The sequence below is a fragment of the Plesiomonas sp. PI-19 genome (genome assembly GCF_021368255.1).
GTDB lineage: Bacteria > Pseudomonadota > Gammaproteobacteria > Enterobacterales > CAMTGL01 > Plesiomonas > Plesiomonas shigelloides.
Map to the genome: position 1 here is coordinate 88,480 of NZ_JAJNMQ010000002.1, position 25,728 is coordinate 114,207.

Annotated in this window: 20 protein-coding genes; 15 read left to right on the forward strand and 5 right to left on the reverse strand. The window is 53.1% G+C overall.

Annotation, left to right across the window (positions count from 1 at the left end; genetic code table 11):
- The first annotated feature begins 410 nt into the window (after positions 1–410).
- Genes LQ901_RS15365 through LQ901_RS15390 form a run of 6 tightly spaced genes read left to right on the forward strand, consistent with a single transcriptional unit; the run spans position 411 to position 6,419 of the window.
- Positions 411–1,094, forward strand: coding sequence for an ABC transporter ATP-binding protein (locus LQ901_RS15365; protein ID WP_084976820.1), 684 nt, complete (start codon positions 411–413; stop codon positions 1,092–1,094).
- Positions 1,082–2,356 carry an ABC transporter permease gene (locus LQ901_RS15370; RefSeq protein WP_152135333.1) on the forward strand — a complete coding sequence of 425 codons (1,275 nt, stop codon included), beginning with the start codon at positions 1,082–1,084 and terminating at the stop codon, positions 2,354–2,356. The genes LQ901_RS15365 and LQ901_RS15370 overlap by 13 nt, the downstream gene beginning before the upstream one ends.
- Complete coding sequence (locus tag LQ901_RS15375; RefSeq protein WP_230403517.1) at positions 2,349–3,191, forward strand: outer membrane lipoprotein-sorting protein; 843 nt, start codon at positions 2,349–2,351, stop codon at positions 3,189–3,191. The genes LQ901_RS15370 and LQ901_RS15375 overlap by 8 nt, the downstream gene beginning before the upstream one ends.
- On the forward strand, positions 3,188–4,501 hold the full coding sequence (locus LQ901_RS15380) for a hypothetical protein (RefSeq protein WP_233672412.1): 1,314 nt from the start codon (positions 3,188–3,190) through the stop codon (positions 4,499–4,501). The genes LQ901_RS15375 and LQ901_RS15380 overlap by 4 nt, the downstream gene beginning before the upstream one ends.
- A complete protein-coding gene (locus tag LQ901_RS15385; RefSeq protein WP_233672413.1) occupies positions 4,501–5,634 on the forward strand; it encodes a sensor histidine kinase in 1,134 nt (377 codons plus the stop codon). Before LQ901_RS15380 ends, LQ901_RS15385 begins: the two co-directional genes overlap by 1 nt.
- Positions 5,634–6,419: a LytTR family DNA-binding domain-containing protein gene (locus LQ901_RS15390; RefSeq protein WP_084976816.1), complete on the forward strand. Its 786-nt coding sequence runs from the start codon at positions 5,634–5,636 to the stop codon at positions 6,417–6,419. Before LQ901_RS15385 ends, LQ901_RS15390 begins: the two co-directional genes overlap by 1 nt.
- 158 nt (positions 6,420–6,577) lie before the next feature.
- On the opposite strand, the gene LQ901_RS15395 is transcribed toward LQ901_RS15390, so the two are convergent.
- Positions 6,578–7,642: a permease gene (locus LQ901_RS15395; protein WP_039045109.1), complete on the reverse strand. Its 1,065-nt coding sequence runs from the start codon at positions 7,640–7,642 to the stop codon at positions 6,578–6,580.
- A 112-nt stretch (positions 7,643–7,754) separates the two neighbouring features.
- Between LQ901_RS15395 and LQ901_RS15400 the strand changes: the two genes are divergently transcribed.
- The 3 genes from LQ901_RS15400 to arsA all read left to right on the forward strand — a co-directional run bounded on the left by LQ901_RS15400 (position 7,755) and on the right by arsA (position 10,490).
- Positions 7,755–8,051 carry a helix-turn-helix transcriptional regulator gene (locus LQ901_RS15400; RefSeq protein ID WP_010863229.1) on the forward strand — a complete coding sequence of 99 codons (297 nt, stop codon included), beginning with the start codon at positions 7,755–7,757 and terminating at the stop codon, positions 8,049–8,051.
- Between the two features lie 162 nt (positions 8,052–8,213).
- Positions 8,214–8,642: an arsenite efflux transporter metallochaperone ArsD gene (arsD, locus tag LQ901_RS15405; protein WP_152106205.1), complete on the forward strand. Its 429-nt coding sequence runs from the start codon at positions 8,214–8,216 to the stop codon at positions 8,640–8,642.
- Positions 8,643–8,711: 69 nt separating this feature from the next.
- Entirely contained in the window at positions 8,712–10,490 is a 1,779-nt protein-coding gene (gene arsA, locus LQ901_RS15410; RefSeq protein ID WP_152135369.1) for an arsenical pump-driving ATPase, read from the forward strand.
- Positions 10,491–10,596: 106 nt separating this feature from the next.
- Here the strand turns inward: arsA and LQ901_RS15415 are convergent, their stop codons facing one another.
- Positions 10,597–11,799: an MFS transporter gene (locus tag LQ901_RS15415; RefSeq protein WP_152135338.1), complete on the reverse strand. Its 1,203-nt coding sequence runs from the start codon at positions 11,797–11,799 to the stop codon at positions 10,597–10,599.
- A 153-nt stretch (positions 11,800–11,952) separates the two neighbouring features.
- Between LQ901_RS15415 and LQ901_RS15420 the strand changes: the two genes are divergently transcribed.
- The 3 genes from LQ901_RS15420 (at position 11,953) to LQ901_RS15430 (ending at position 14,446) form a co-directional block, all read left to right on the forward strand.
- Complete coding sequence (locus LQ901_RS15420) at positions 11,953–12,840, forward strand: LysR family transcriptional regulator (RefSeq protein ID WP_230406962.1); 888 nt, start codon at positions 11,953–11,955, stop codon at positions 12,838–12,840.
- A gap of 203 nt (positions 12,841–13,043) precedes the next feature.
- Positions 13,044–14,039, forward strand: a complete 996-nt coding sequence (locus tag LQ901_RS15425) for an alcohol dehydrogenase catalytic domain-containing protein (RefSeq protein WP_218572273.1) — start codon at positions 13,044–13,046, stop codon at positions 14,037–14,039.
- Positions 14,040–14,263: 224 nt separating this feature from the next.
- Complete coding sequence (locus tag LQ901_RS15430) at positions 14,264–14,446, forward strand: hypothetical protein (RefSeq protein ID WP_039045106.1); 183 nt, start codon at positions 14,264–14,266, stop codon at positions 14,444–14,446.
- A gap of 166 nt (positions 14,447–14,612) precedes the next feature.
- Here the strand turns inward: LQ901_RS15430 and melB are convergent, their stop codons facing one another.
- The 3 genes from melB to LQ901_RS15445 all read right to left on the reverse strand — a co-directional run bounded on the left by melB (position 14,613) and on the right by LQ901_RS15445 (position 21,759).
- Entirely contained in the window at positions 14,613–15,989 is a 1,377-nt protein-coding gene (gene melB, locus LQ901_RS15435; RefSeq protein WP_010863222.1) for a melibiose:sodium transporter MelB, read from the reverse strand.
- Positions 15,990–16,371: 382 nt separating this feature from the next.
- Positions 16,372–18,492 (reverse strand): alpha-galactosidase, encoded by a 2,121-nt coding sequence (locus LQ901_RS15440; protein WP_152135339.1) that lies wholly within the window; start codon positions 18,490–18,492, stop codon positions 16,372–16,374.
- A gap of 144 nt (positions 18,493–18,636) precedes the next feature.
- Positions 18,637–21,759, reverse strand: coding sequence for a beta-galactosidase (locus tag LQ901_RS15445; RefSeq protein WP_152135340.1), 3,123 nt, complete (start codon positions 21,757–21,759; stop codon positions 18,637–18,639).
- A 521-nt stretch (positions 21,760–22,280) separates the two neighbouring features.
- On the opposite strand from LQ901_RS15445, the gene galE reads away from it, so the two are divergent.
- From galE to galK, 3 genes are all read left to right on the forward strand, one after another.
- A complete protein-coding gene (gene galE / locus LQ901_RS15450; protein WP_010863219.1) occupies positions 22,281–23,312 on the forward strand; it encodes a UDP-glucose 4-epimerase GalE in 1,032 nt (343 codons plus the stop codon).
- 80 nt (positions 23,313–23,392) lie between these two features.
- Positions 23,393–24,445 carry a UDP-glucose--hexose-1-phosphate uridylyltransferase gene (locus LQ901_RS15455; RefSeq protein ID WP_233672414.1) on the forward strand — a complete coding sequence of 351 codons (1,053 nt, stop codon included), beginning with the start codon at positions 23,393–23,395 and terminating at the stop codon, positions 24,443–24,445.
- A gap of 121 nt (positions 24,446–24,566) precedes the next feature.
- Entirely contained in the window at positions 24,567–25,727 is a 1,161-nt protein-coding gene (gene galK / locus LQ901_RS15460) for a galactokinase (protein ID WP_233672415.1), read from the forward strand.
- Position 25,728: the final 1 nt, after the last annotated feature.

A 25,728-nucleotide genomic window follows, 5' to 3' on the forward strand; every position in this document is an offset into this window, starting at 1 on the left:
CAAATTGCGTAAGAGAAACCGAATGACTGTAACGCAATAACATGCATAAGTATAGTGACATGCGGTTATTTATCTGGCACTGCGTAGTGAGTGAGATATTTTTAACCACCTCTCTTCATTGCCGATTAATACCGCCAATAAAGCGCTTCCCTCTTGGCGCATACCCTGCGATTTTCCTCGCTCTTAATCGCATAGGCCGCTTGGCATGCTCAATGTGTTCCGTTGATTGGCTCCCCAATTCTCACCATTCACGCCCTTAAATTACCGTTCGTCGCATAACCACATAGCGTGTCTTCGCACCTTGTACAGTGCTGCCATCAATACAGGATGTAGGAGTTCAATCATGCACAACCGTGAGTTACTGAGCAGAGTCATTTGTTGCGTGTATCTCGCAACGCCGGAGGTGGCCAATGCTGCGCTTTGAAGGCATCACCAAACATTATGCGTTGGGCAGTCGTGAGATTGCCGCGCTTAACGGCGTGAGTGGGGAGATCCACCGCGGTGAGATGGTGGCGCTGTGTGGGCCATCAGGCTCGGGCAAAAGCACCTTGCTGAATGTGTTGGGGTTACTGGAGCCACATTATCAAGGCGTGGTGACGCTTGATGGCCAACGTTATCCGCAGCACGCGCGTAAAGCAGCGACGTTGCGCCGCACCCAACTGGGCTTTGTCTTTCAGCGTTTTAACCTGATCCCCGTGATGACCGCATGGGAAAACGTAGCCTATCCCCTACAGCTCAACGGCTGTAGCGAGCAGGTACAGCGCCAGCGCGCGCAAGAAATGTTGTGCCGAGTAGGGTTAGAAACCGTGCTGCACCAGCGCCCGGATCATCTTTCGGGTGGACAGCAGCAGCGCGTAGCGATTGCGCGGGCATTAGTCCATCGCCCGCAGTTGGTGATTGCCGATGAACCCACCGCCAGCCTCGACAGTGAAACCGCCGCGCAGGTGGTTGGTTTGATGAAAGCATTGAGCCGAGAAACCGGCACCACCTTTGTGGTGGCTACGCACGATGCGCGGATGGCGCGGCACTGTGATCGCTGCTTGACGTTAGTGGATGGCACCTTGGTCGGGGAGGATTTGTCATGGGCCAGTTAACGGGGCGGCTGTGGCGCATTGCCGCTTTGAATCTGTATCGCAACCGGCGGCGCACGGTGTTGTCGGTGTGCATTATTGCCATCGCGGTGTTTGCGCTGACCAGTGCCGGTGGCTTTGGTTTGTATACCTATGATTCGCTGCGGGAATCGACAGCGCGTGATGTCGGCCATTTGACCATCAGCCAGCAAGGTTACTTCGCGCGTGAAGAAGAAACGCCGCTGGCCAATGGCCTGCACTTTACGCCGCAGATGAACCGGCTCTTGAGCGCTAATCCCGCCATTGTGGGTATTGGACCACGTATTGAGCTGACTGGGCTTATCTCCAACGGGGCGAAATCGACCATTTTTATGGGGCTGGGCGTCTTGCCGCAGGAGTTCACCCTCAAGGGCGAATTTCTGGATCTGCGCTCAGGGCATACGATTACCGCACCTATTATGGGCAATAGTGGCGCAACCGCCGAACAGGTGGACGACCCGCAAGTGATGTTGGGCGTGGATCTGGCGCGTAACCTGAACGTGCGGGTTGGTGACTCAGTGACCTTACTGTCGACCACCGCCGATGGCGCGCTCAATGCGCTCGATTTTCGGGTGGCGGGGATTTATTCCTCCGGCGTGCCCGAGGTGGATGAACGGCAGCTGTATTTGCATTTGAACGCCGCGCAGGAGTTATTGGCGTCCGATAAAGTCAGCACGCTGTCGCTGTACCTGCACAACACCGCCGCTACCGAGGCTGTTGCACCGTGGGTTAATCAGCAACTGACGGATCTGGGTTTGGCGCAGGCGTTGGAAGTCACGCCGTGGCAAAAATTGGCGTTTTTCTATAAGAAAGTCAAAGACCTCTACGATCGTCTGTTTGGCGTCATGGGTGGGGTGATGAGCTTGGTGGTGTTTGTCGCCTTATTTAACACCCTCACGATGTCCGTTACCGAGCGTACTCGGGAGATCGGTACACTTTCTGCGCTGGGGGCCTATCCACTCGACATTATCGGTGGATTTATTCGTGAAGCGGTGTGGCTGGCGGTGCTGGGCTCGCTGCTGGGGACACTGTTGACCGGCGTGACCAGCCTGACCTTGCAGTGGGCGGATGTACAAATGCCAGCCCCGCCTGGGCGCAGTGCAGGCTATCCACTGCATATTTACTTTTCGTGGCAGCTGGCTTTGCTGTGCGCAGCCGGTGTGATGGTGATTTGTGTGCTGGCGGCGTGGCTATCGGCGCGTAAAGGGGTTCGTAAACCGATTACGGAGGCGTTGGCTTATGTGTAACCTCATAGAACACGGCAACATGCGCGAGCAAAGCGGGCGTGGGCAGCTTGGGTGGTTCGGGAACAATGTGCAGAAAACGGCTCGCCCTCGGTGGCAAGGGGCGTTGCTCGTCGTGTGTACGGCGATCACGTTGTGCACTAGCACGGCCAGTTATGCCGATGATGTGGCAGCGATGGTGCGTGAGGCCGATCGCTATCGCTTGCAAAGTAATGCAGCCAAGGTGATCTCCAACGTCAGTTTGTATCAAGATGGCAAGTTGGATAAAACCCGTGAATATCACGTCTATCTGCGTGAAAACCGAGAATCATTGGTGCTGTTTAAATCCAGCGTGGAAGCGGGGCAAAAAATGCTGATGCTGGGGGATAACTACTGGCTGCTGATGCCGAAAAGTCGGCGTCCTATTCGCATCACCCCGATGCAAAAGCTGCTTGGGGAAGCGTCGGTGGGAGATATTTCAACCCTCACTTGGAGTGATGATTATCAGGCGCAAGCCGATGGCCGTGAAACGGTGACGCTGCCACAGGGCAGTGCGGTAGCCACCGAGCGTTTGAAGCTGACCGCGAAAACCCCCGGCGCTAGCTATCAGGCGATCACGCTGTGGTTAGCGCAGGGCAGCCACTATCCCGTGAAAGCCGATCTCTATGTGCAGTCGGGCAAATTGGCCAAGCAAGCGTGGTTTGATGTGCAAGGTGAGCGGGTGCGCAGCATGACGCTGCAAGACCGGATCCAAAACGGTAAATCGACCGTGATTGTTTATCAATCGGTCAGCCCTGAGCGATTAGATGATCGGTTTTACAATCCGGCGTATTTGATTCAAAACGGAGCGGGGCTGTGAACAGCAAGTTCGGTAGAGGCGCGCGGCGGATGTTCGGCAGTATGCTCTGCGCAGTAGGGCTCGGCAGTGGTTGGGCGCAGGCCGCATCACTGCCGATGCCGACCGCGGAATGGGATTGGATGCTCAGCGCCAGCCAAACTCAGCATCGTGCCACACCGTGGACCGACAAGCGTGACGCGCAACAAACCTTTGGCGCATTGCTCGATGTGCAAACGCGCTGGCAGCAATGGACGGGTCGCTTTGCGCTGGTGGGCGATCCGCTATGGCAAGATAATGCGCTGCCGAACAGCGCGGACACCGAGCTGGATCTCATCCCGTATGAGCTTTTTTGGCAAGGCCCGTTAACGCTGGGGGAGACCAAAGCGGATGTGACGCTGGGCAAAATCCGTCTTGATTGGGGCGTGGGCTATGGCTATCGTCCGTTAGATCTGTTTTTGCCCTATCAGCAAAATCCGCTCGGTATTCAGGTAGAAGAGGGGCCGGGTGTGGCGCTACTTTCGCTCTACGATGCGACCGGCGAATGGAGTCTGGTGGCCACCGATGCTTCTTGGGTCAGCGAGCAGCGCACCACACCATTGCAGCGCCAAAACCAGCAGCGCGGTGTGGGTCTGCGCCATTATCGCTTAAGTGGCGATAGTGAGTGGCAGGTGATTGGCTATGTGGATGATGTGCGCAAAGGTTTACTCGGTGCTTCGTGGGTGTCGGTATTGAATGCCAGTTGGGAAGTGCATGGCTCTGCGCTGTATCAGCGCCGTTACTGGCAATATGCACTGCCGCAGGAGAATCATCAGCCGATACAGCTCAAAGAGCAGCACGATGCGGGGCAAGCCCTGCTCGGGGTTAACTGGGCGGGGAGCAGCGGTCAAAATGTGATTGCCGAATACTGGTATGACGGGCGCAGCTGGCGTGACAGCCAATGGCAAGAGGCCTTGGCGCGCGTGGGCAGTTTGCAAGCACAACAACAGCCGGCATTAGCGGGGGCGTACGCACAAGGATTTGAGCACACCAACTTGATGGCGCATAACCTGTTAGTGCACTGGAGTTTGGATAAAAGTGCGTGGCGTAATTGGACTTGGAGCCAGAGCTCAGATTTGTTGTCGCGCGTCACGCCCACGCTTGATGTGCTGTATGCTCCGCAAGATGGTGGGGTCATGCTGACGCCGCGGGTGAATATCGAATTGCATGACTCGGGTGCGTCATCGAGCGCCTTGGAGCTGGTGGCGCGCTATGCCGGTGGCGACAGTCACTCGGTGTATGCCCAGATCCCCGATCGACTGACGTTTTTGCTTAATCTCAAAGGACGATTCTGATGCGAACCCCGTTTTGGCAGGCCGCATTCAAGGCGGTCAAGACCCCGCGCTGGTACAACGCCCGCAGTAGCATCCTGTTTACGACGCTATTTTGTGTGTTGGTGGCTTTGGTTACGCAGACCATCTGGCCAAGCCCCTTGATAGAGCACCTGATGATCAGCATCGGGTATGGTTACAGCTATCTGTTGTGCTCGTTATTGCTCTACTGGCGTCTGCCCAATTGGCCGCAGCATCGTCACACGCTGGTCGCGCTCGCCACGTCTATGCTGGTGGGCTCGGCCAATGCTTACGCGATGTTGAGCAAATATCCGCAGTTTGCGCATTTAACCGCGATGCGCCCAGTCGTGGTGTTGGCGTTCATCTTTACTGGGGTCTGTTCGCTCTATTTTTACCACCGCGAACAGCAGCGATTGGCGCAGCAAGCACTGGCCGAAGCGCGTCATCGGCAAACTGAGCAGGATAAAGCGCTGCTGTTAAGTCAATTAAAGCAATTGCAAAGCCAGATTGAGCCGCATTTCTTATTTAATACCTTGGCCACCATTCATGCGCTGATCATAGTCGAACCGCAGACTGCGCAGCAGATGTTGGGTAAGTTAACGGCGCTGCTGCGTGGATCGTTACGCCGTCACCGCCAGACCTTAGTGCCATTAGCCGAAGAGCTGGCGTTGGTGGAGGCCTATTTGGAAATTCAGCAGATCCGCTTAGGCGAGCGCCTGACTTATCACTTGCCGCAGGACAGCGAGCTGGGGCAACTCCAGTTCCCACCTTTGCTGTTGCAGCCGTTAGTGGAAAATGCGGTGGTGCACGGCATTGAGCCGAAAGCCGAAGGTGGTGAAGTGCAGATCTCTCTCTCACTGCAAGATGAACAGCTGGAGCTGGCGGTCAGTGATAACGGAGTTGGGCTGGCGCCGCACTTGAGTGATGCGGCGAGTGATGTCCATAGTGATGCGTACAGCGCCGCAAGCCGTGCGATAGCGGGCAGTCATATTGCGCTGGAGAACATTCGCCAACGGCTGGCCGGATTGTTTGGCCGCGCGGGGGAGCTGCGCGTGCAGCAAAATGCGCGTGGCGGCGTAACGGCTACCTTGCGCATTGACCGTCGGCAACTCAGCCGCTTACCGGAGGGGGAATAATGGAGGCACCCGTAACCGCAATTATTGCCGATGATGAGCCACTACTGCGCTTTCACCTTAATCAGGCTTTGGCCGAAATCTGGCCGACGCTGGATATCGTGGCACAAGCGGCCAATGGCTCACAGGCACTCACCGCCATTGAACAGCATCAACCGGATATCGCGTTTTTGGATATCAAGATGCCGCAACTTGATGGCATGACCTTGGCGCACCGCTTACAGACGCTGCCTTGCGTGCCGCTGGTGGTGTTTATTACCGCCTATGATGAGTTTGCTGTGCGTGCGTTTGAGGAAAATGCCGTCGATTACCTGCTCAAACCGGTGTCAGAGGCGCGTTTGCAGCAGTGCTGTCAGCGCCTGCAAGCGCGCATCGCGCGTAATCGAAGCGCCAGTCATCATGCCCAGCCGCAAGAGCTGTCGTTATTGTGGGATAAGCTACAAGGCATGCTGGAAAAACCGACCTACTTAACCTGGTTACGCGCCAGCAAAGGTGAAGACATCCACCTGATCGCGGTAGCCGATGTGCTCTATTTTCGCGCTAGTGATAAATATATCTCGGTATTTCGTGCTGGATTGCAAGGGTTGGAAGAGTACCTGCTGCGCATATCGCTGCGCGAATTGCTGGCGCAACTCGATCCTGCGCAGTTTTGGCAAATTCACCGCGCGGTGGTGGTGAATGTCGCGCAAATTGACAAGGTAAAAAAAGATCTCACTGGTCGCATGTTTGTACATATTGGCGAGCAAAAATTACCGGTCAGCCGCGCGCAGCAAGGGTTGTTTAAGTAAGCCGAACGCCATGCGCCCCAAGCATCAGGCACGCAGGTGGTGCAGGGAAGATGCGGATGAGCAGGCCGACTGAAGCGCATTGAAGTTCGGCCTGCGATTGGTTAACGCACCGTGTGAATCACCAGAAGATAGAGTCTACATAGCGATGACTCACGCGATTAAAACAGCATCTGTGTCAGATAGCCCATAAATACCGCCATACCGAGGATCACCGTCAAGAACGCCACAATCATTGGCGTTTTGAACATTGAGCGTAGTAACACCACCTCCGTCAGGCTTGCCCCCGCGCTGCCAATAATGAGCGCCATGACTGCTCCCATCCCCATGCCTTTAGCTAACAACACGGAGGCCAGAGGAATGACGGCTTCTGCACGAATATAAAGTGGGATCCCGATCAGGGCACTAAATGGAATCGCCAGCGGATTATTGGCGCTCGCATGCTCGGCAATCCAAGCGGTCGGAATGAAGCCGTAAATGAAAGAGCCAATCAGTACCCCGAGCAAGAGATAGGGCAACACCGCTTTAAACTGTTGCCATGCCTCTGCACCGGCTTGGGCAAAATTAATGTTGTGCGTTGATGCCTGCTTGTTCTCATTGCGTACGCAGCAATTCGCGTCCGTTTGCAGCGAAATAGCGTTTGTTGAGGAGGTCAGTGCACGGTAGGCCGGCGTGTTCTGAAGATTAAGGTTGAGCTGGTGCCGTTGAGTCATTACCGCTGATTTTACTACCGGCGCGCAGCACGTATTCGTTGGTGCACACGGGCTGGATTTTGCTGTCTGAGCGGGAATGATATGACGTTCAAAGCCCAGTTTATTGAGCAGCATGCTCGCCAATATCGAAACGCCGGTGGCGATGCTGGCGTAGAGTAACGTGACTTGCCCGCCAAAGGTCGCCCAAATCAAACCCACGATAATCGGGTTCAGCAGCGGGGAGACAAAAAGAAACGTCAACGTTGGCCCAAACCCTGCTTTAGCGGATAGCAATCCGCGTAGCATCGGGATGGTTGAACAGCTACAAAATGGGGTTAATGCGCCCAGTAGTGCAGAGATAGCATAGCCTTTACCTCGTTGGGCACCCAACAGGGATTGGATTTTGCTGTCGGGCAGTTTTTGCCGAATCAGGCTGACGCCTGCACTGATCAGCAAAAACAGAAGCGACAGCTCGAAAGCTAAAAATAAAAACATGTGGCTGGCATCTTGGAGCATGGTGAGCCAATGGTGCATGGGGCAGATCCTTACAAACTTAGTAAACTATATTTCTAAAATAATCGAAATATAATGGTGGTCAAGATATTTCTGGTATTATCGAAATATTACTTTATCAGAGGTATTGTGCATGCAACTGGAAGAGGCCGCTAAGGCATTGAAAGAATTAGGGCATCCCACTCGGTTGTTCATTTTTAAACATCTGGTCAAAGCTGGCGAGCAGGGGTTACCAGTCGGTGAATTACAAAAACAGTTAGCCATTCCAGCGTCGACATTGAGTCACCATATTGCCGCCTTGGTGTCGGTTGGGCTGGTTAAGCAAAATCGAGAGAGCCGTACCCTCCTGTGTGTATCGCAATACTCGGTGCTGGAAGACATCATTGAATTTTTGCGTGCCGAATGTTGTGTAAACAGTAAACAACACTAGCCATATCCAGATGGCAGTGTTCATGCGTTGATCGTTTCAATTATTCTTGTATAGTTGTAATGATGAGTTTGGCGATGATGACAAGAGCAAACGCGATGAAGGGCAATGCTCGTGTTGTCATCCATCTTGCTGGTTGCAATGAGATTGATGAAGGAATAGATCATGCGGCAAATTCAAGTCTTTGATCCTGCGTTGTGTTGTTCGAGTGGCGTGTGTGGTACCGATGTTGATCAGGCATTAGTGACATTCTCTGGTGATGTTGAGTGGCTTAAACAGCAAGGCGCAACGTTGCACCGCTACAATCTGGCGCAGCAGCCCATGGTTTTTGCACAAACTCCCGCTGTGGCGCAGTTCCTTGAGCTGTCAGGTGTCGAAGGGTTGCCTATCGTGTTGGTGGATGGGCACATTGTATTGACGGGGCGTTATCCAAATCGTACGGAATTGGCGCGTTATGCGGGCTTGGCCGCCGATGCTGTGGCCGGAACTGATACCGCAGCAACGGCTGGGGAGGAGAGCACTGCCGCAGGCAAAGTGGTGATTAAAGGGATCATTAAAAAGGGTTGCTGTTCAGGTAGCAGCGATTGCTGCTAAGTGGGTTTTCGATTGCGTGAATACGTTGCGCAAAGTCAGTAACCAAAGCCTACGAGCAAGGAGTTTATGATGTTCTCTTTTTTGACGAATCCACCGGCATTTCTCTTTTTTACCGGTAAAGGCGGTGTGGGTAAGACATCGTTGGCGTGTGCTAGCGCGGTGGCGCTGTGTGAGGAAGGTAAGCGCGTATTGCTGGTGAGCACCGATCCAGCATCCAACGTAGGGCAGGTGTTTGGTACCGAGATCGGCAATCAGATCACTGTGATTACGGCTGTACATGGGTTGTCAGCCTTAGAGATAGATCCGCAAGCCGCCGCACAAGCGTATCGTGAACGCATTGTCGGGCCAGTACGTGGCAAGCTCCCCGAGAGTGTAGTGCGCAGTATTGAAGAGCAACTGTCAGGGGCTTGTACCACTGAAATTGCGGCTTTTGATGAGTTTACTGCGCTCTTGACCGACCCTGAGCTAGTGTCGCAATACGATCATATTGTGTTTGATACCGCACCGACAGGGCATACGATTCGCCTATTGCAACTGCCTGGCGCATGGAGTGAATTTTTAGAACAGGGCAAAGGGGATGCTTCTTGCCTTGGTCCGTTAGCCGGGTTGGAAAAACAGCGTAGTCAGTATGCGGATGCGGTGGCGGCATTATCCGATACACAGCGTACCCGCTTAATTTTGGTGGCGCGCGCACAAGCATCGACACTGCGCGAAGTGGCGCGTACACACGATGAGTTAGCGGCCATTGGTTTGGTGAATCAGCAGTTGGTCATTAACGGCATTTTCCCTGCGGATGACGTCGCAGATGATCCACTGGCGCACGCAGTATGGCAGAGGGAGCAACGTGCTTTGCAGACAATGCCTGCGCAGTTAGCGGCGTTGCCGACCGATCATGTCCCGCTATTGGCCACCAATTTGGTGGGAATTGATAGCTTACGCCAATTGTTAGCCGGTCGTGCTTTACCTAGCGAATCTACGACGGCGTTGTTGGTGAGTGAATCTCATCCGAGTTTGAGCGCCTTAGTGGATGAGCTGGCCGCTGACGAGCATGGCCTGATTATGTTGATGGGCAAAGGCGGTGTTGGGAAAACCACATTGGCCGCCGCAGTAGCTGTTGCGTTGGCGCAACGCGGTCTACCGGTACACTTAACCACCTCCGATCCGGCTGCACATTTGTCCGAAACGCTGGCAGGGGAATTGCCGACACTGGAGGTTAGCCGTATTGATCCGCTGGTGGAAACTGCGCGTTACCGCGCTCAAGTATTGGCGACCAAAGGGGCGAGCTTAGATGAGCAAGGGCGGGCGTTGCTGGAAGAGGATTTACGCTCACCTTGTACCGAGGAAATCGCGGTCTTCCAAGCATTCTCACGGATTATTCGTGACGCAGGAAAACGCTTTGTGGTGATGGATACGGCGCCGACCGGTCATACCTTGTTGTTGCTCGATGCCACCGGCGCTTATCATCGCGAAATTGCGCGTCAGATGGGCGGTAAGGGATTGCATTTCACAACACCGATGATGCAGCTGCAAGATCCGAAACAGACCAAGGTAATGATCGTGACATTGCCAGAGCCCACTCCTGTGCAAGAGGCGGCGAACCTGCAAGCCGATCTGCGCCGTGCTGGTATTGAGCCATGGGCATGGATCGTCAATCATGCGTTGCACACCGAACTGGTACGTTCACCGTTGTTAGTGCAACGCGCCCATCGTCAGCAACCACATATTGATGCGGTGAAGCACTTACATGCTCATCGTTATGCCGTAGTGCCTTTATTGGCCTCAGAGCCGGTGGGGGTTGCGGCATTGCAAGCTCTCAGCCAAGGATCAACAGAGCATTCCAAGCCGTAAGATGGGAAAGTAGAACCCGTGATAATGACGGGCTCTCCCGCTAAGGGAAGAGCCCATTTTAAATGACCGCGTTGCTCTCGCTTCACGTTTACCTTCAGTGCTGCGTTTACAAGCTTTCGGGTGCGGGCTGCGGTATCAGGTTTTTTGTATTCTCTTTCCTGTCCAAATAACCACTGATGCGGGTGAGCAGCAACGCCACCAAGACCACCAGTGCGCCGACCCACGGGGTGTGCATTAAACCGGCTTTAGCCACAATCATTCCGCCTCCCCACGCGCCAAGTGCGATCCCGACATTAAAGGCTGCGATATTCAAACCCGATGCCACATCCACCGCATCTGGCGTGTAGCGCTCGGCCAATTTCACCACATACACCTGCAATCCCGGTACGTTACCAAAGGCAAATGCGCCCCAGATTAAGATCGTGGCCACTGCGGCCAGCGGGTTAAACGCGGTGATATTGAAGACCAGCAAAATCGCCGCTAAACCGGTAAAAATAAGGGTCAATGCCTTAATGGGCCCCATTTTGTCGGCCAGCTTGCCGCCCCACAGGTTGCCGACTGCCACCGAGCCGCCGTACACCAACATGATCAGGCTGATCATGTGCGTTGAAAAACCAGAGACTTGCTCAAGGATCGGGGCTAAAAATGTAAATGCAGTAAAGGTGCCGCCGTAGCCAAGCGCGGTGATGGCATACACCAACAACAAGCGCGGCTGGGTTAATACTTTCAACTGGGCGACCAGCTTGGTCGTTGGCGGCTGAGGCAGGTTACGCGGCACCAGTAGCATACTGCCGAGCAATGCGATCAAGCCCAGCAACGCCACAATCAAGAAGGTGGATTGCCAGCCGAATTGTTGTCCGATATAGGTGCCGAGCGGTACACCGGTGACCAACGCCACGGTTAAACCGGTGAACATAATGGCAATCGCGCTGGCCGCTTTTTCTTTGGGCACCAGACCTGTGGCGATGGTGGAGCCAATGGAGAAAAACACTCCATGCGCTAACCCAGTCAGAATGCGGGCCACTACCAGCGTTGGGTAGCCGGGCGCTTGCCAAGCTAACAGGTTGCCGATGACAAACAACGACATCACCCCCAGCAATACGGATTTCCGGTTCCATTTGCCGGTTAGCGCGGTTAAGACCGGTGCGCCAATGGCGACGCCTAAGGCATACAGGCTGACCAACAGACCCGCAGACGGCAGCGATACCTGTAAGTCATTGGCCATGGTGGGGATTAACCCCACAATCACAAATTCGGTGGTTCCGATGGCAAAGGCACTTAATGTCAGTGCCAGAAGAGCTAATGGCATAGTTGATCTCGTTAATTAATCGCGCTGGATAGGAGACATATCGCCGCTGTGTCGTGGCGGCAACGTGACAATGGCGGCGATTATGCGTGGCATTGTCTTTGCGAAAAATGGTGTAAAATTAAAATCACTTTTGTTGAAAATGAAAATATTGGCATGACGATGCAGACCCGCTCCGATGATTTGGCCATTTTGGTGACCGTGATTGATAGTGGCAGTTTTTCCGCTGCCGCCGAGGTGCTGGATATTCAGGTAGCGCGGGTCTCTCGGGCGGTCAGTAAGATAGAAAAGCAATTGGGAGTGTCGATTTTAAATCGCACGACCCGACGCCTTGAGTTGACTGACGAAGGGCGACATTTTGTCGATGCTGTACGTGCAGGCTTGCAGCTGTTGCAGCAGGCGGAGGAGGATTTGATTGCCCGTGGCGAGTTACCACGCGGTCATCTGCGGGTGGACGCGGCCAGTCCGTTTGTCTTCCAGCAACTGGTACCGCTGATTGGTCCGTTTCGCGAGGCCTATCCGGATATCACCTTGGAGCTGACCTCGAACGAAGGATTTGTCGATCTACTGGAAAAGAAAACTGATGTGGCGATCCGCATTGGGCGGCTGACTGATTCCACCTTACATGCCCGTCCGCTGGGGCGCAGTGCGTTGTATGTGGTGGCGTCACCGGAGTATTTGTGCCAGCGCGGTTTGCCTAAATCCGCCACTGAGCTTACGCAGCACAGTATCATCGGCTTTCTGGGCGCGAAAGCGTTGAACCAGTGGCCGCTGAAACAGTTCCCTAATTTGGAGCCGACCTTAACATGCAGCAATGGCGAGATAGTCCGTCAGTTGGCGCTGTCTGGTAATGGCATTGCTTGCTTATCAGGTTTTATGGTGAAAAAGGACATTGCCGAAGGGCGGTTGGTGCCACTGTTAGAGCAGGAGAAAATTGCCGGCTCAGAGCGTGAGCAAGTCAATGCGGTGTTCTACAAATCCTCATCCGTGGCCAAGCGGATCTCGGTGTTTTTGGATTTCATCCAGCCACGCTTACAGCTGTAGGGCTTGAGTGATCCGCAACTGTTTAGCCGTGAGAGCCGAGAGTGTAGATTTTTGTCATTTTGACAAAAATAATTTGTGGTTTTTGTACTCAATCGCTTGCCGATAAGCTGGTTACACTGCGGAGTCGATGAAAGGCTCATGCCGCGTGATTTATCGCCCCGCTTGGCCATTCGATAAACCTTCAACCGTACAAGGATCACCGCATGCCACAACAAACCACACAGCAAGCGTGGGGCTATCAAACACAACAATCTATGCCTCGGTCAGCGACGCCTCAATCCGTTGATCAGCCTGTTTATCCGATAGTGCAAATCACATTGCCGCGGCCTGAATTAGCGCCGGATGAAGTGTTGGTGGAAAATCAAGCCATCGGGATTAATCCGGTGGATTGGAAGTTTATTCAGGCCAACCCACTGAACTGGCCGGCACGGCACATCCCGGGCGTGGATGGTGCGGGGATTGTGGTGGCGGTGGGGAGTTTGGTTGACGCGGCGCTGATTGGTCAGGCGGTGGCTTATCACACCGCGCTTAAGCACAATGGCAGTTTTGCGCAGTTTACCGCAGTGAACATGCATCGTTTCATGCGGTTGCCACATAAGATGAGTGCCTCACTGGCGGCGGCGTTACCTTGCCCGATGCTGACAGCGTGGCAGGCCGCGGAAAAAATCCCTGTAAAGGCGGGGGCGCGCGTGCTGGTGGCCGGTTTGGGCGCGGTGAATAAAATTTTGGTGCAATTGCTGGTGCAGCGTGGCTTTGTGGTTGATGTGTTATCGCGCAGCATGAGCGAGTCACAAGCACAAATGCTGGGCATTCATCAGGTCTATCGCCAACTGTCGGCGGTCGACGCTACTTATTTCGCTGCATTTGATGCTATCGGGCCGCAAAGCGCGGCGCAGTTGGTACCGTTTTTACAGGCGAACGGCCACATAGTGTGTATTCAGGGGCGCATTGAGCAACCGGTGGATGCTCCGTTCACCCGTACCATTTCTTACCATGAAATTGCGCTTGGTGCGTTGCATGATTTTGGCGAGCAAGCGGCTTGGCAGACGTTAATGCTGGCCGGCGAAGCGTTGCTGGAGCAAGTGGCCAAGCACACTTTGCACATCACACCGCCGCACTGTGTGGAGTTTAGCCAATTGCCGCGCGCGCTGGCGCTCAGTGAGCAGAGCAAAGAAAAGATGGTGGTGCAGGCTAATTAAGTTAGGGTGTATTGGCGAAACCTGTGCTGGGCTGGCGGTGTATCGCCGTCCAGCATGGTGTGTGCTATCTCGCGATAAAACTCCGAATAACCCCCACATGCTTTCCCTATCGATTTTCCCTATCGATATTACCCCGCGCTTTGCTACCAACGACCAACTACACTTAATGTAGACGCCATCGAGATAGCTGGTTGGTTAGTACTGTTGAGTGTCGGAGGTGTGCCATGCGAAATCATCCGCTACTTCCCCCGGGCGAAGATCTGCGCCGTGCCGTGCGCTGGCTCAGTGAACATCATCAGTATGACATGGCCGCTATCGAAGAAGCCTGCCAACGCTTTGATCTCTCACCACTGGATGAGGAATTTCTGATCCAATTATGGCGCCAGCATGAGCCACATGAATCGTGAGGGAAGGGCATAGCTGCTCTGTTGGCTAGGCGTAACGTAAACGGTCTATTTCGCCAAACAGACACTCGACAAAGCGCATAAATAAAAAGGAGAACCGTAGGTTCTCCTTTGGGGTTGATTTGCTACCGCGCACTCATGCACGGGCATGGTTTAGTTTCGGTATTGCTTAGATGGCGGTATTGGCCGCTGACATAGCTGGTTTTACCGCATCCACGTTGAGGTCGGTTTTATGAAACCCGTCGTGCAAGTGGTAATAGCGGCGGTAAATCAGGCCACTGATGGTCATTAAGATAGCCGGTAAGCCAATCATCATGAACTCAAGGCCGATAATGGTGCTGGCCGATTGCACTACGTTAGGCACATAGCCAATCATTGATAGACCCACCCCGACGATAAAGCCACCGGCGGCGCCAGCAAACTTCACCAGCATGGTTTGTACCGAGAAAATCACGCTCTCACTGCGACGGCCGGTTTTGTGCTCACCGTAATCCACAACGTCAGCCAGCATAACGGTTTGCAGCGCATTGGCGATCCCGACACCAAATTTGATTGCCGCACCGGCCATACCAATCATGATGGCATTACTTGGTGCAACAAAACCCATAATCAGCAGCAGGATGCAGGAAACCACCGGGAATCCACAAGCAATCAGCCACAAATATTTTCTTGGCACTAACGTCGCAATGCGAGGGAATAAGAATACACCCGCCACTTCAGCAATACCTGCCACCATCATGTAGATAGGGAATAATTTAGCATCGCCTAAAGCGTAGGAAAAATAATAGATAGCAAAGCCGCCGACCAATAAGTTAGCAATTTGGAAACACAATACAGTGCCAATTAACGCTTTAAGTTGGTCGTTCTCGCCAATAATAGTGCGTACATCTTTAAAGGTGAATTTTTTGGTGGCTTGAGTGGTAACGGTTTTCTCTTTCACGTTACGTGCAATTAAAAATGCACTCAGAATAAACAAGACGGCAATCAGCATCGCGACATTAAAAAATCCATCGCCCTGATTACCATTGCCTAATTCACCAACAATGTGCAAACCATAAGTACCGGTAATAAACCAAGCTAAGCTCGCAAATAAACGAGGCCATACCACTAGCTTCTCACGCTCTTGGCGCGAGCTAGACAGCGCGGGGATCATAGACCAGTACGGAATATCCATAATGGTGTAGGTCAGGCCCCAAAGAATATAAGCGGCGGCCGCATAAAGATACAGTGCTGTGCCGCTAAACATATGGGTACTGAAAAGAGCCACTAATACGACAGCATTTAGTAAGGTGCCAATGACAATCCATGGGCGAAATTTACCAAAGCGTGAACGGGTATTATCCACAATCACGCCCATCATCGGATCGGTCACCGCATCAATAATTCGTGCAGCGAGGAAAATAGTACCAACAAACGCTGCTGATAATCCGGCAACATCAGTGAAGTAGAACATTAAGAATATGTAGATAGGAGCACAAGCAAAGTCTTTGCCCAATGCGCCAAGACCGTAAGACAGCTTAGTTTGTAGTGTAATTTTATCTGACATAATGGTTCCTTAGTGCCGAGCAGCTATGTATTCCCTGACTAGAAGTCATAACGTCAACGTCTCTGAGTTGTATTTTCGATGCTCATGCTACGCATTCGTGAGTGGTGATGTTGTGATCAAAAACCATTTTGTGGAAACGTTTTCAGTTGGATGCTGATAATGTGATGGAGGTAATAAATGTCAGGTGTTGCGCGGCGAATGTGACAGGTTAACTCACTGTTTTTACATGTTGGTACGGAGGCTTAATAGATTGACTTGTGGAAACGATTCCATCGTGGCGATGGCGCGTTGGCTCGGTAAAAAAGCCGCCCCACCGAGTCAGGGTGGGGCGGCAAAGGGATGGTGAGAAAGCTAGAATAAACGTGAGACGATAATAGTTAACCTAGGCGCTAATACGCTCGAATTTCACTAATAGCGCGGTTTCGGCATCCAAAATCGGCAGGGTTAACCCTATGTGCTGGCTCCAGTCGCCGGATATTTCACATCCTTCGCAAGTCCACTCTGGTTGGCGGTTCACGATAGCGTGATAATTACTCGGCTTATCCAGCAGGTACACTCGGTATATCGCATCGGGATCAAGACCTGGTACCCGTAAGTGACCACTGAGGGCATGGGTTGGCATTGCCAGTTGTGCCACCATCACCACTGCTTCCGAGCGATCTGGCGCAACGACCGCATGGATCTGATGGGCCGGATCATCACTGGGTATGCGCCACGTTTGCCCGCTATGCAGTAATGGCCGCAGCGATTTGTGCAATTGGATATAGCGCTCAAAGCCCTCTTTTTCGGCTGGCTCTTCTTTTACCGGATCCAGCTCAATGCCCATGTGACCAAACAGCGCGGTGATCCCACGAAATGCAATATCGTGACGGCGGCGGGTGCTGTGGCAATGACTCGCGCCGATATGGCTGCCCATCACTTCCGGCGGGAAAAAGTAGCTCATGCCGCGCTGAATGGTTTGTCGCTCGAGCGCATCGTTATTGTCTGAGGTCCAAAAGCGGTGGGTGCGGGTCAGCACTTCAAAATCGATGCGCCCCCCGCCTGCGGCACAAGACTCAATTTCCACCTGTGGGTGTTTAGCGCGCACTTGGTCTAACAGCGCATAATAACGCTCGGTTTGGCGATAGCCGGCCGCTTGTCCACCGTGCGCAGGCTGTACAATTTCGCGATTCATATCCCACTTGATATAGGCTATCGGGTAAGTGGATAAGAAGTGATCTAAGCGTTCAAACAAGAACTCGAATGCCGCTGGATTTTGTAAATCAATCACATATTGATTGCGGCCGGTGGGCTGCTGGTAGCCGTCAACGGCCAGTAACCAATCGGGATGGCGTCGATACAAGTCAGAGTCTTTGTTGATCATCTCCGGCTCAAACCACAGTCCAAATTCCATGCCGAGTTGATTAACATGCTCGACAATCGGCCGCAGTCCGGCAGGGTATTTGTCCTCACACAAGAACCAATCGCCTAAACCGGCTTTATCGCCATTGCGCCCTTTAAACCAGCCATCATCGATAATAAAGCGCTCTACGCCCATCGCGGCCGCTTGAGTTGCCATCAGCATGATGTAGTCAGGATCGTGATCAAAGTAGATCCCTTCCCACGTATTGAGATGGATGGGGCGTGGTTTTTGGGTCACTTGCGCCGGTAAAATCGCGTGGCGTACGTGAGCGTGGAAATGCTGGCTCATGCCATTGAGCCCACGGGCACTGTAACTGGCATACAACCACGGCGTGGTGATGCTTTCGCCTTGCTGGAGGCTAATCTCCCCCGGCAGATAGATAATCTCCGCCTGCATATAACGGCGGCCATCGGTTTTCACATCTACGCGCAGCCGGTGGTTGCCACTCCACGCAAAATGAAAGCCCCACACATCACCGGAGAGCTCATCAAAGTGTGCGCTACCGGCCACCAAGGCCGGATAATGTTCATGGGAGGTGCGCCCGCGACGGTTTTCTTGCTGGTAGCCCCCTTGTAGCAGCGGTTGCCGCACGGTTTGAAACTCGTGCACCCAGCGGCCATAGTAGGTCAGCAGCTCATTGGCCCGTGCCGGCAGTGGCAAGGTAGTGGCCAAGCGATTAACCTGATACTCACCTGCGTTGAGGTTGGTCAGGGTGTGGCGCGTTTTCACTACATCGTGTGCATCAAGCTGTAATTCGGTTTGTAGTGCTAAGCCGGCACGGGGATCAGTGCTGGTGATCAGCACACCGTTTCCATTCTGCGCAATATTGGTGATGTTAAATACCGGCGCCCAGTCTTGCCCATTTCGGTGACCTTCTACTCCGGGGCTGCTAAATACACCGCGCCCCAGCTCAGGCTGTAAGGTCATCGCCACATCGTTATCCAAGCGACCATAGGGAACTGGGCGTTGTAGCGCGATGCGCGAGCGCGCCATATCGGCGTTGACTTTCGGCCCCCAATGCAAGATTTCCGCATACTCGCCAAGCTCAATCATGAGCTGAGTTTCTGTACCGGTAAGCGTGATACGTTGTTTTTCTGTCATCTTTTTCGTTCCCAATGCCTCACGGATGTTGGCCTTACAGGCGAGGCCGTGCGGCGTGAATAGTGTGTTAACGAAACCTGTTCAGGCAATGGGGCCACCTGCTTGAGTCAGTAGCCCCAATTTGTAGCCTGAGACAGAGGGCGGTCAGTGGTGCGTGCGCGGTTTGATGCTGACGCGATACTGGTAGGTTTTATCGGTCAGCTGGAACGCTTGATGCACGCTCGGGCTCCACGAGTCATCACCGCCTACCCCCATATGCTGGTGGTCGATACAGACATAAATTTTGTCTTCCTCCCGCAACTCATGGGTGTGTTTGGCGGCGGCCAGATGCGTTTGTGCATAGCGGCTGACCGCAAAGTGGAACTGCCCACTGATCTCCAGTTGATTGACCTGCAATTTTTGCGTGTTACAACGTAATCCACTGTCGGTAGGGAAAATATACGGTGTGTGCATCGCGGCCAGTGGCTGGGTATATACACCCATGCGCGCGGCGGCTAATCGATCCGGATAGTTTTCAAACGGGCCCAATCCAAACCACGATACCGACGTTTGGTTATCATGCAGTGGTAATTGTAACTCGAGACCAATGCGCGGCATTGGCGGGAGGTGCTCTGCCAGTTGTACGTCGATGGCTAGTTGCATCTCGCCGCTATTGTGCAGGGTGTAGGTCCACGTAGTGATGGCTTGGACGACGCCGTTAAATTGGTAGACAAAGGTTGAACTGACCTGCGCGGTTTGTTGCAGCATTTCGCCCTGACAGCGGATGCACTCACGTGTCCACTGGTTGATGCCGGCCAGATCCCAGCGGCAAGCCCACGCATTCGGGTCGACATTATCCACTTCACTGATCCCGATATCGTTATCCAGTGGGGCGCGGAAAAAGTTATCGTGTGGCGCGGCTAAAAATTGCGCTTGGCCAGCGATGCGCCAGTCGGTCAGCAGACCGCTGTGGCAATCCCAAGTCCATTGCACCTGATTATCGACACTGCTGACCTGTAAGGTTTGCGCGTTACGGGTTACGTTGTGACTTAATTGCGGGGCAGGCAGCGCGTTAATGTGTGGCTCAAAACAGGGTAAGTGCAAACCAGCATGGTGGGTTAATGCAAATTGTTCACTGGCGCACACATGACCGGCGGGTGCCCACGGCGTGTCAGCTAACAGGGTGATGTCAGTATTGAGGTGATATACCGCCTGTGCTTTAGGCTGGAAGTGACATGGGATTGCCAGCGTCTGCTCGCTATCGGCGGCAAGGTTCAGTGCCACGGATCCGGTTTGGATCACCAGGCCATTTTCCAGCAATGACCAATGCAGCACTTCGTTATCGGTGGCGCGAAAGAGATGTTCATTACGTACCAGCAGCACGCAATCTGCAGCGCGTTGCTGTTGCAGCGTTACCGTCAGCATCCGCTGGCAGTATTTCGCTTCTTCCAAGGTCGGATGGATTGTGCGATCAGGGAAAACGAGGCCATTGATGCAGAATTGGCGGTCATTGATTTCATCGCCAAAATCGCCACCGTAGGCCCAGAAATGTTGCCCGTGTTCATCCCACTGGCTGAGCCCTTGATCTACCCAATCCCAAATAAAGCCGCCTTGCAGGCGCGGGTACTCACGAAACGCATCCCAATAGTCATTAAAGCTGCCCAAACTGTTCCCCATGGCATGGGCGTATTCACATAAAATCAGCGGGCGCTGCTCATTAGGCAGTGAGATCCACTTTTTAATTGGCCACTTAGGTACAGCCTCATCAGCAAGGGTGGTTTCTACGCGTGCATACATCGGCGCGATGATATCGGTAGCCGATGAGTTGGCACCGCCGCCTTCGTACTGCACAGGGCGTGACGGGTCAAAATTTTTCGACCACGCGTACATCGCATCATGGTTGCTACCATGCCCCGACTCATTGCCGAGTGACCAAATAATAATCGATGGATGGTTTTTATCGCGCAGCACCATCTGGGTATAGCGGCTCATGTAGGCATGCGCCCACTGAGGATCGCTGGATAAACGGCACATCGGCTTCATGCCGTGGGTTTCGATATTGGCTTCATCACACACATATAAGCCGTACTGATCGCACAGCTCATACCAGCGCGGGTGGTTCGGGTAGTGCGCGGTTCGCACGGCATTAAAGTTGTGCTGCTTCATCAGACAGATATCGCGGATCATGTCTTCTTCTGTCATCACATGACCCAAGGTTGGGTGATGCTCGTGGCGGTTGACCCCACGGATCAACAGCGCTTTGCCGTTGAGCTTTAATTGCCCATCGACAATTTCTACCTTACGAAAACCAACCTGATACGCCTCACTTTCAATGTGCTGGCCTTGCTCATCCAGCAGCGAAACCACCACGCGGTACAGCGTTGGCGTTTCTGCGCTCCATTGTTTCGGCTCGCGAACGTGCAGTGAATGGAATACCACATCACGCCATGAGCCGCGTTCATCAATCCGGCGATTATGTGGGCGTTCAATACAAGGTTCAGTGATAGGCTGCTCTCCTTCGAACAGCTGCACTTGCACTTGGTAAGTCTCTGGCGCACAGAGATGGGTTTGGATGGAAAGCGTACCATCGCGGTAGCAGGCATCTAAATCTGGGGTTACGAACACATCGGTAATGCAGTGCTGCGGCTTCGAGAGTAGGGTCACGTCACGGAAAATGCCGCTTAACCACCACATATCTTGGTCTTCTAAATAACTGCCATCACTCCAGCGCAGCACCATCACCGCTAGCGTGTTTTCGCCCGCAATCAAATAGGGGGTGAGATCGAACTCGGCCGGTAAACGGCTATCTTGGCTATAACCAACCCAGTGGCCGTTACACCACAAATGAAACGCGGAATTCACCCCATCAAAAATAATACGTTGGGTATTGGTGAGCTCGGCGTCAGTTAGCGTGAAGGTGGTGCGGTAACAACCGGTGGGGTTGTCTTGCGGCACAAAAGGGGGATTTACGTTAAACGGGTATTTCACGTTGGCATAAATCGGCTTGTCGTAACCGTGTAATTGCCAGTTCGAAGGTACGGGGATGCTATCCCAATGCGTATCATCGAAGTGAGGGGCGATAAACGCACCTTCTACCCATTCTGGCGCCTCAAATAATTTGAACTTCCACTCACCATTGAGCGAGCGGCGTTGCGCGTGCACGCCATCGCGTGCATCGGTCATGCTGCGAAAACTCGACAGCGGACTATGGGCTTGCAGGCAGTGAATATTGACCGATTGCGGGTTTTCCCAGTCACGCCGTTGAAGAATAGATGAGAATGCGTTCATTTTTTCCTGCCTAGTTTGTGTTACTGACCATATGCACTGCGCTATTTACGGCATGATTCACTGCTCTAAATGAGTGAGTGAAGAGCATTGCCGCTGGGGGATGGCACCATTTCCCTGCGTCTTGCGCATGCTGTCATCGTTAAAAGGTGTGATGCTCGCAGTGTATAATTTAATGGAAACGTTTCCATGATTGGGTTGGCATTTTTTCATCTGCAGGCCGAGCGCAGCATTTTTGTGTGATCTGGCGCATTCTTTTGGGCTGGATTTAGCCGGGAATACGGGGTTTTGACGACAGTTTGTAAGCGTTTTACAGGCCACTATTCACGACAAGAATCAAGGGATGTCTTGCTACGAGGTAATCCGTCATTTATGCGAAAATGGAAACGTTTACACATTTTGAGTTGGATCACGGACGCTACGCCATGCCGGTTGGTAGACTTTTACGCAATGAGAGCGGGGCTGTATGCCGAGGTGACGGCGAGGAAATATCCGCAGTCTGACCAGCAAATGGAGATGTGAACATGAAAGTTCTTGTGACGGGTGGTATGGGTTATATCGGCAGCCACACTTGCGTGCAAATGATTGCAGCAGGTATGGAGCCCATCATTGTCGATAATCTGTGCAATGCCAATCAAGAGGTGTTGCAACGCATTGAAGCCCTCACCGGCACACGGCCAGCGTTTCATCAGGGGGATATCCGCGATGAAGCGTTTTTGGATGCAGTTTTCCGCCAGCATGCGATTGATGCCGTGGTGCACTTTGCGGGGTTGAAAGCCGTGGGCGAGTCGGTGGTTAAGCCGTTGGAGTATTACGATAACAATGTCAACGGTACCTTGGTGTTGGCGCGTTGTATGCGTAAAGCCGGCGTGAAAAGCTTGGTCTTTAGCTCATCGGCCACGGTCTATGGCGACCCCGCGCAGGTGCCGATCACCGAACAAGCGCCGACTGGCGCGACCACCAACCCGTATGGGCGCAGCAAATACATTGTCGAAGAGTGCTTGCGCGATTTGTGCCATGCCGAGCCGGATTGGAGCATAACGTTGCTGCGCTATTTCAATCCTGTCGGGGCGCATCCGTCTGGTCAGATGGGCGAAGATCCGCAGGGGATCCCGAATAACTTGATGCCGTTTATCGCGCAAGTGGCGGTGGGGCGGCGCGAGAAATTGGCGGTCTTTGGGAATGATTACCCAACGGTGGATGGCACTGGCGTTCGCGATTATATCCACGTGATGGATTTAGCCGATGGACATATCGCTGCGCTTAACGCACGCGGTCAGCAGGCGGGGCTGCACATTTACAACCTCGGCACCGGCAAAGGCACCAGCGTACTAGAGATGGTGGCGGCATTCGGTGAGGCCTGTGGTCGACCGGTTGCGTACGAAATTTGTCCACGCCGCTCTGGCGATATTGCTGAGTGTTGGGCGAGTACGGACAAAGCCGCGCGCGAGTTGGGCTGGCAAGCGACTCGTACGGTCGAGCAGATGACTGCCGATACGTGGCGCTGGCAATCGCATAACCCTCAGGGCTATGCGAAGGACTATACGAAGAGCTAAGTGCATTCATACCGACCATCACGAGAGGCCACGCTCATTGAGCATGCGGCAATCTTGAACAGCGAAGATTGAGAACGAATATGTCAAACGTTGAATTTAATCCCGTGGATCATCCACACCGTCGCTACAACCCGCTGACCGGGCAGTGGATTTTGGTCTCCCCGCATCGCGCCAAAAGGCCGTGGAGTGGCGCGGATGAAAAACCGGCGTTAGAGACGTTGCCAAGCTATGAGCCAACCTGTTTCTTGTGCCCAACCAATGCGCGTATTTCCGGTGATAGCAATCCAGATTATACCGGCACCTATGTGTTCACGAACGATTTTGCCGCCTTGATGGTGGACTCGCCAGAAGCGCCGCCGGCGGAAAATCCGTTATTTCAAGCGCAAGGGGTCCGTGGTTTGAGCCGCGTGATTTGTTTTTCCCCAGATCACAGCAAAACCTTGCCGGAATTGCCGTTAGCCAATATCCGTGCGGTGATCGATACCTGGAATACACAAATCGAAGAGCTGGGTAAAACCTATGTGTGGGTGCAGGTCTTTGAAAACAAAGGTGAGGCGATGGGGTGCTCGCAGCCACATCCGCATGGTCAGGTGTGGGCCAATAATTTCCTGCCCAATGAAATTGAGCGCAAAGAGCGTCATTTAAAAGAGTATTACCAGCAATATGGCCGCAATCTGCTGGTGGATTATGTGCAAGCTGAGCTGAAAGACGGCAGTCGGATTGTGGTAGAAACCGAGCATTGGGTCGCGCTGGTGCCGTATTGGGCAGCGTGGCCATTTGAAACCATGCTACTTCCGAAAACCCATATTCGCCGAATGAATGAATTAACGGACGAACAACGCGATGACTTGGCGCTGGCCATTAAAAAATTGACCAGCCGTTACGATAATTTATTCCAATGTGCCTTCCCGTATTCGATGGGCTGGCATTATGCGCCGTTTTTCGATGCCGAGCAGGATATCGAACATTGGCAGCTGCATGCGCTGTTTTATCCCCCATTATTACGCAGCGCTAGCGTGCGTAAATTTATGGTCGGCTATGAAATGTTGGCGGAAAGTCAGCGTGATTTAACTGCGGAGCAAGCGGCGCAGCGCTTACGTGATGTCAGTGATGTGCATTATAAGCAGCAGTAATTGCAACTTGAGAGTGTAGAGCGAGGCGCTCGATGGTGGGATGAAGTATCACGATGCTAAATCAGGCATCACACCCCATCCCTCATTATTCTTTTTATTCTTCTTTGCCAGGAAATACGCGATGTCTGAACTGATTGATAATGTAAAAAACGCATTCAAGGCAACCTTGGGTTATGCACCTACACATATTGTTCAAGCGCCTGGTCGAGTGAATTTAATCGGTGAACACACCGACTATAACGACGGCTTTGTGTTGCCGTGCGCCATTAATTACCAAACCGTGGTCGCGGCGGCTAAGCGCGATGACAATATCGTGCGCGTGATTTCGGTGGATTATGGCAATGCGCTGGATGAGTTTGATTTAACACAAGAGATCGCGTTTCAGCACGATAAAATGTGGGCGAATTATATTCGTGGCGTCGTGAAATGCCTGTTAGCGCGCGGTTTTCAGTTTACCGGTGCCGATATTGCGGTGAGCGGTAACGTACCACAAGGGGCTGGGCTGAGCTCATCGGCCGCGCTGGAAGTGGTGATTGGGCAAACATTCAAGGTGTTGTTTAATCTTGAAATTAGCCAAGCGGAAATTGCGCTTAACGGTCAGCAAGCTGAGAATGAGTTTGTCGGCTGTAACTGCGGCATTATGGATCAGATGATCTCAGCCGAAGGTTCGCAGCAGCATGCCATGTTGCTGGATTGCCGCAGTTTAGAGACTACCTCGGTTTCGATGCCCGAAGAGTTGGTGGTGGTGATTATCAACTCCAACAAAAAACGTGGCTTGGTCGACAGTGAATACAATACTCGCCGCGAACAGTGCGAAGCGGTGGCGGCGATTTTTGGTGTCAAAGCGCTGCGCGATGTGACCCTTGAACAATTCAATCAAAAAAGCCATGAGTTAGATCCGCTACTACGCAAGCGTGCACGCCATGTGATCACGGAAAATTACCGTACGCTGGATGCGGCGCAGGCGCTCAGTCAGCACGATATGCAGCGAATGGGGCGATTGATGGCCGAATCTCATGCCTCCATGCGCGATGATTTTGAAATTACGGTTTCAGAGATCGACACCTTGGTGGCGATGGTCAAAGAAGTGATCGGCGAGCGCGGTGGTGTGCGCATGACCGGTGGCGGTTTTGGCGGCTGCGTGGTGGCATTGGTGCCGCACGATCTGGTAGCCAGTGTGCAAGCGGTGGTGGATGCCAACTATGAGGCGCAAACCGGTCTGAAAGCCGCTATTTACGTCTGCCAAGCGATGGATGGGGCTGGGTTAGTCGAGCGTTTATAAG

Coding starts and splice junctions, on each gene's coding strand:
- LQ901_RS15385 (WP_233672413.1), top strand. CDS start 4,501: ATGCGAACCCCGTTTTGGCAGGCCGCATTCAAGGCGGTCAAGACCCCG.
- LQ901_RS15425 (WP_218572273.1), top strand. CDS start 13,044: ATGCCACAACAAACCACACAGCAAGCGTGGGGCTATCAAACACAACAA.
- galE (WP_010863219.1), top strand. CDS start 22,281: ATGAAAGTTCTTGTGACGGGTGGTATGGGTTATATCGGCAGCCACACT.
- LQ901_RS15370 (WP_152135333.1), top strand. CDS start 1,082: ATGGGCCAGTTAACGGGGCGGCTGTGGCGCATTGCCGCTTTGAATCTG.
- LQ901_RS15440 (WP_152135339.1), bottom strand. CDS start 18,492: ATGACAGAAAAACAACGTATCACGCTTACCGGTACAGAAACTCAGCTC.
- LQ901_RS15420 (WP_230406962.1), top strand. CDS start 11,953: ATGACGATGCAGACCCGCTCCGATGATTTGGCCATTTTGGTGACCGTG.
- galK (WP_233672415.1), top strand. CDS start 24,567: ATGTCTGAACTGATTGATAATGTAAAAAACGCATTCAAGGCAACCTTG.
- LQ901_RS15430 (WP_039045106.1), top strand. CDS start 14,264: ATGCGAAATCATCCGCTACTTCCCCCGGGCGAAGATCTGCGCCGTGCC.
- arsA (WP_152135369.1), top strand. CDS start 8,712: ATGTTCTCTTTTTTGACGAATCCACCGGCATTTCTCTTTTTTACCGGT.
- LQ901_RS15455 (WP_233672414.1), top strand. CDS start 23,393: ATGTCAAACGTTGAATTTAATCCCGTGGATCATCCACACCGTCGCTAC.
- LQ901_RS15365 (WP_084976820.1), top strand. CDS start 411: ATGCTGCGCTTTGAAGGCATCACCAAACATTATGCGTTGGGCAGTCGT.
- LQ901_RS15390 (WP_084976816.1), top strand. CDS start 5,634: ATGGAGGCACCCGTAACCGCAATTATTGCCGATGATGAGCCACTACTG.
- melB (WP_010863222.1), bottom strand. CDS start 15,989: ATGTCAGATAAAATTACACTACAAACTAAGCTGTCTTACGGTCTTGGC.
- LQ901_RS15445 (WP_152135340.1), bottom strand. CDS start 21,759: ATGAACGCATTCTCATCTATTCTTCAACGGCGTGACTGGGAAAACCCG.
- arsD (WP_152106205.1), top strand. CDS start 8,214: ATGCGGCAAATTCAAGTCTTTGATCCTGCGTTGTGTTGTTCGAGTGGC.
- LQ901_RS15400 (WP_010863229.1), top strand. CDS start 7,755: ATGCAACTGGAAGAGGCCGCTAAGGCATTGAAAGAATTAGGGCATCCC.
- LQ901_RS15375 (WP_230403517.1), top strand. CDS start 2,349: ATGTGTAACCTCATAGAACACGGCAACATGCGCGAGCAAAGCGGGCGT.
- LQ901_RS15415 (WP_152135338.1), bottom strand. CDS start 11,799: ATGCCATTAGCTCTTCTGGCACTGACATTAAGTGCCTTTGCCATCGGA.
- LQ901_RS15395 (WP_039045109.1), bottom strand. CDS start 7,642: ATGCACCATTGGCTCACCATGCTCCAAGATGCCAGCCACATGTTTTTA.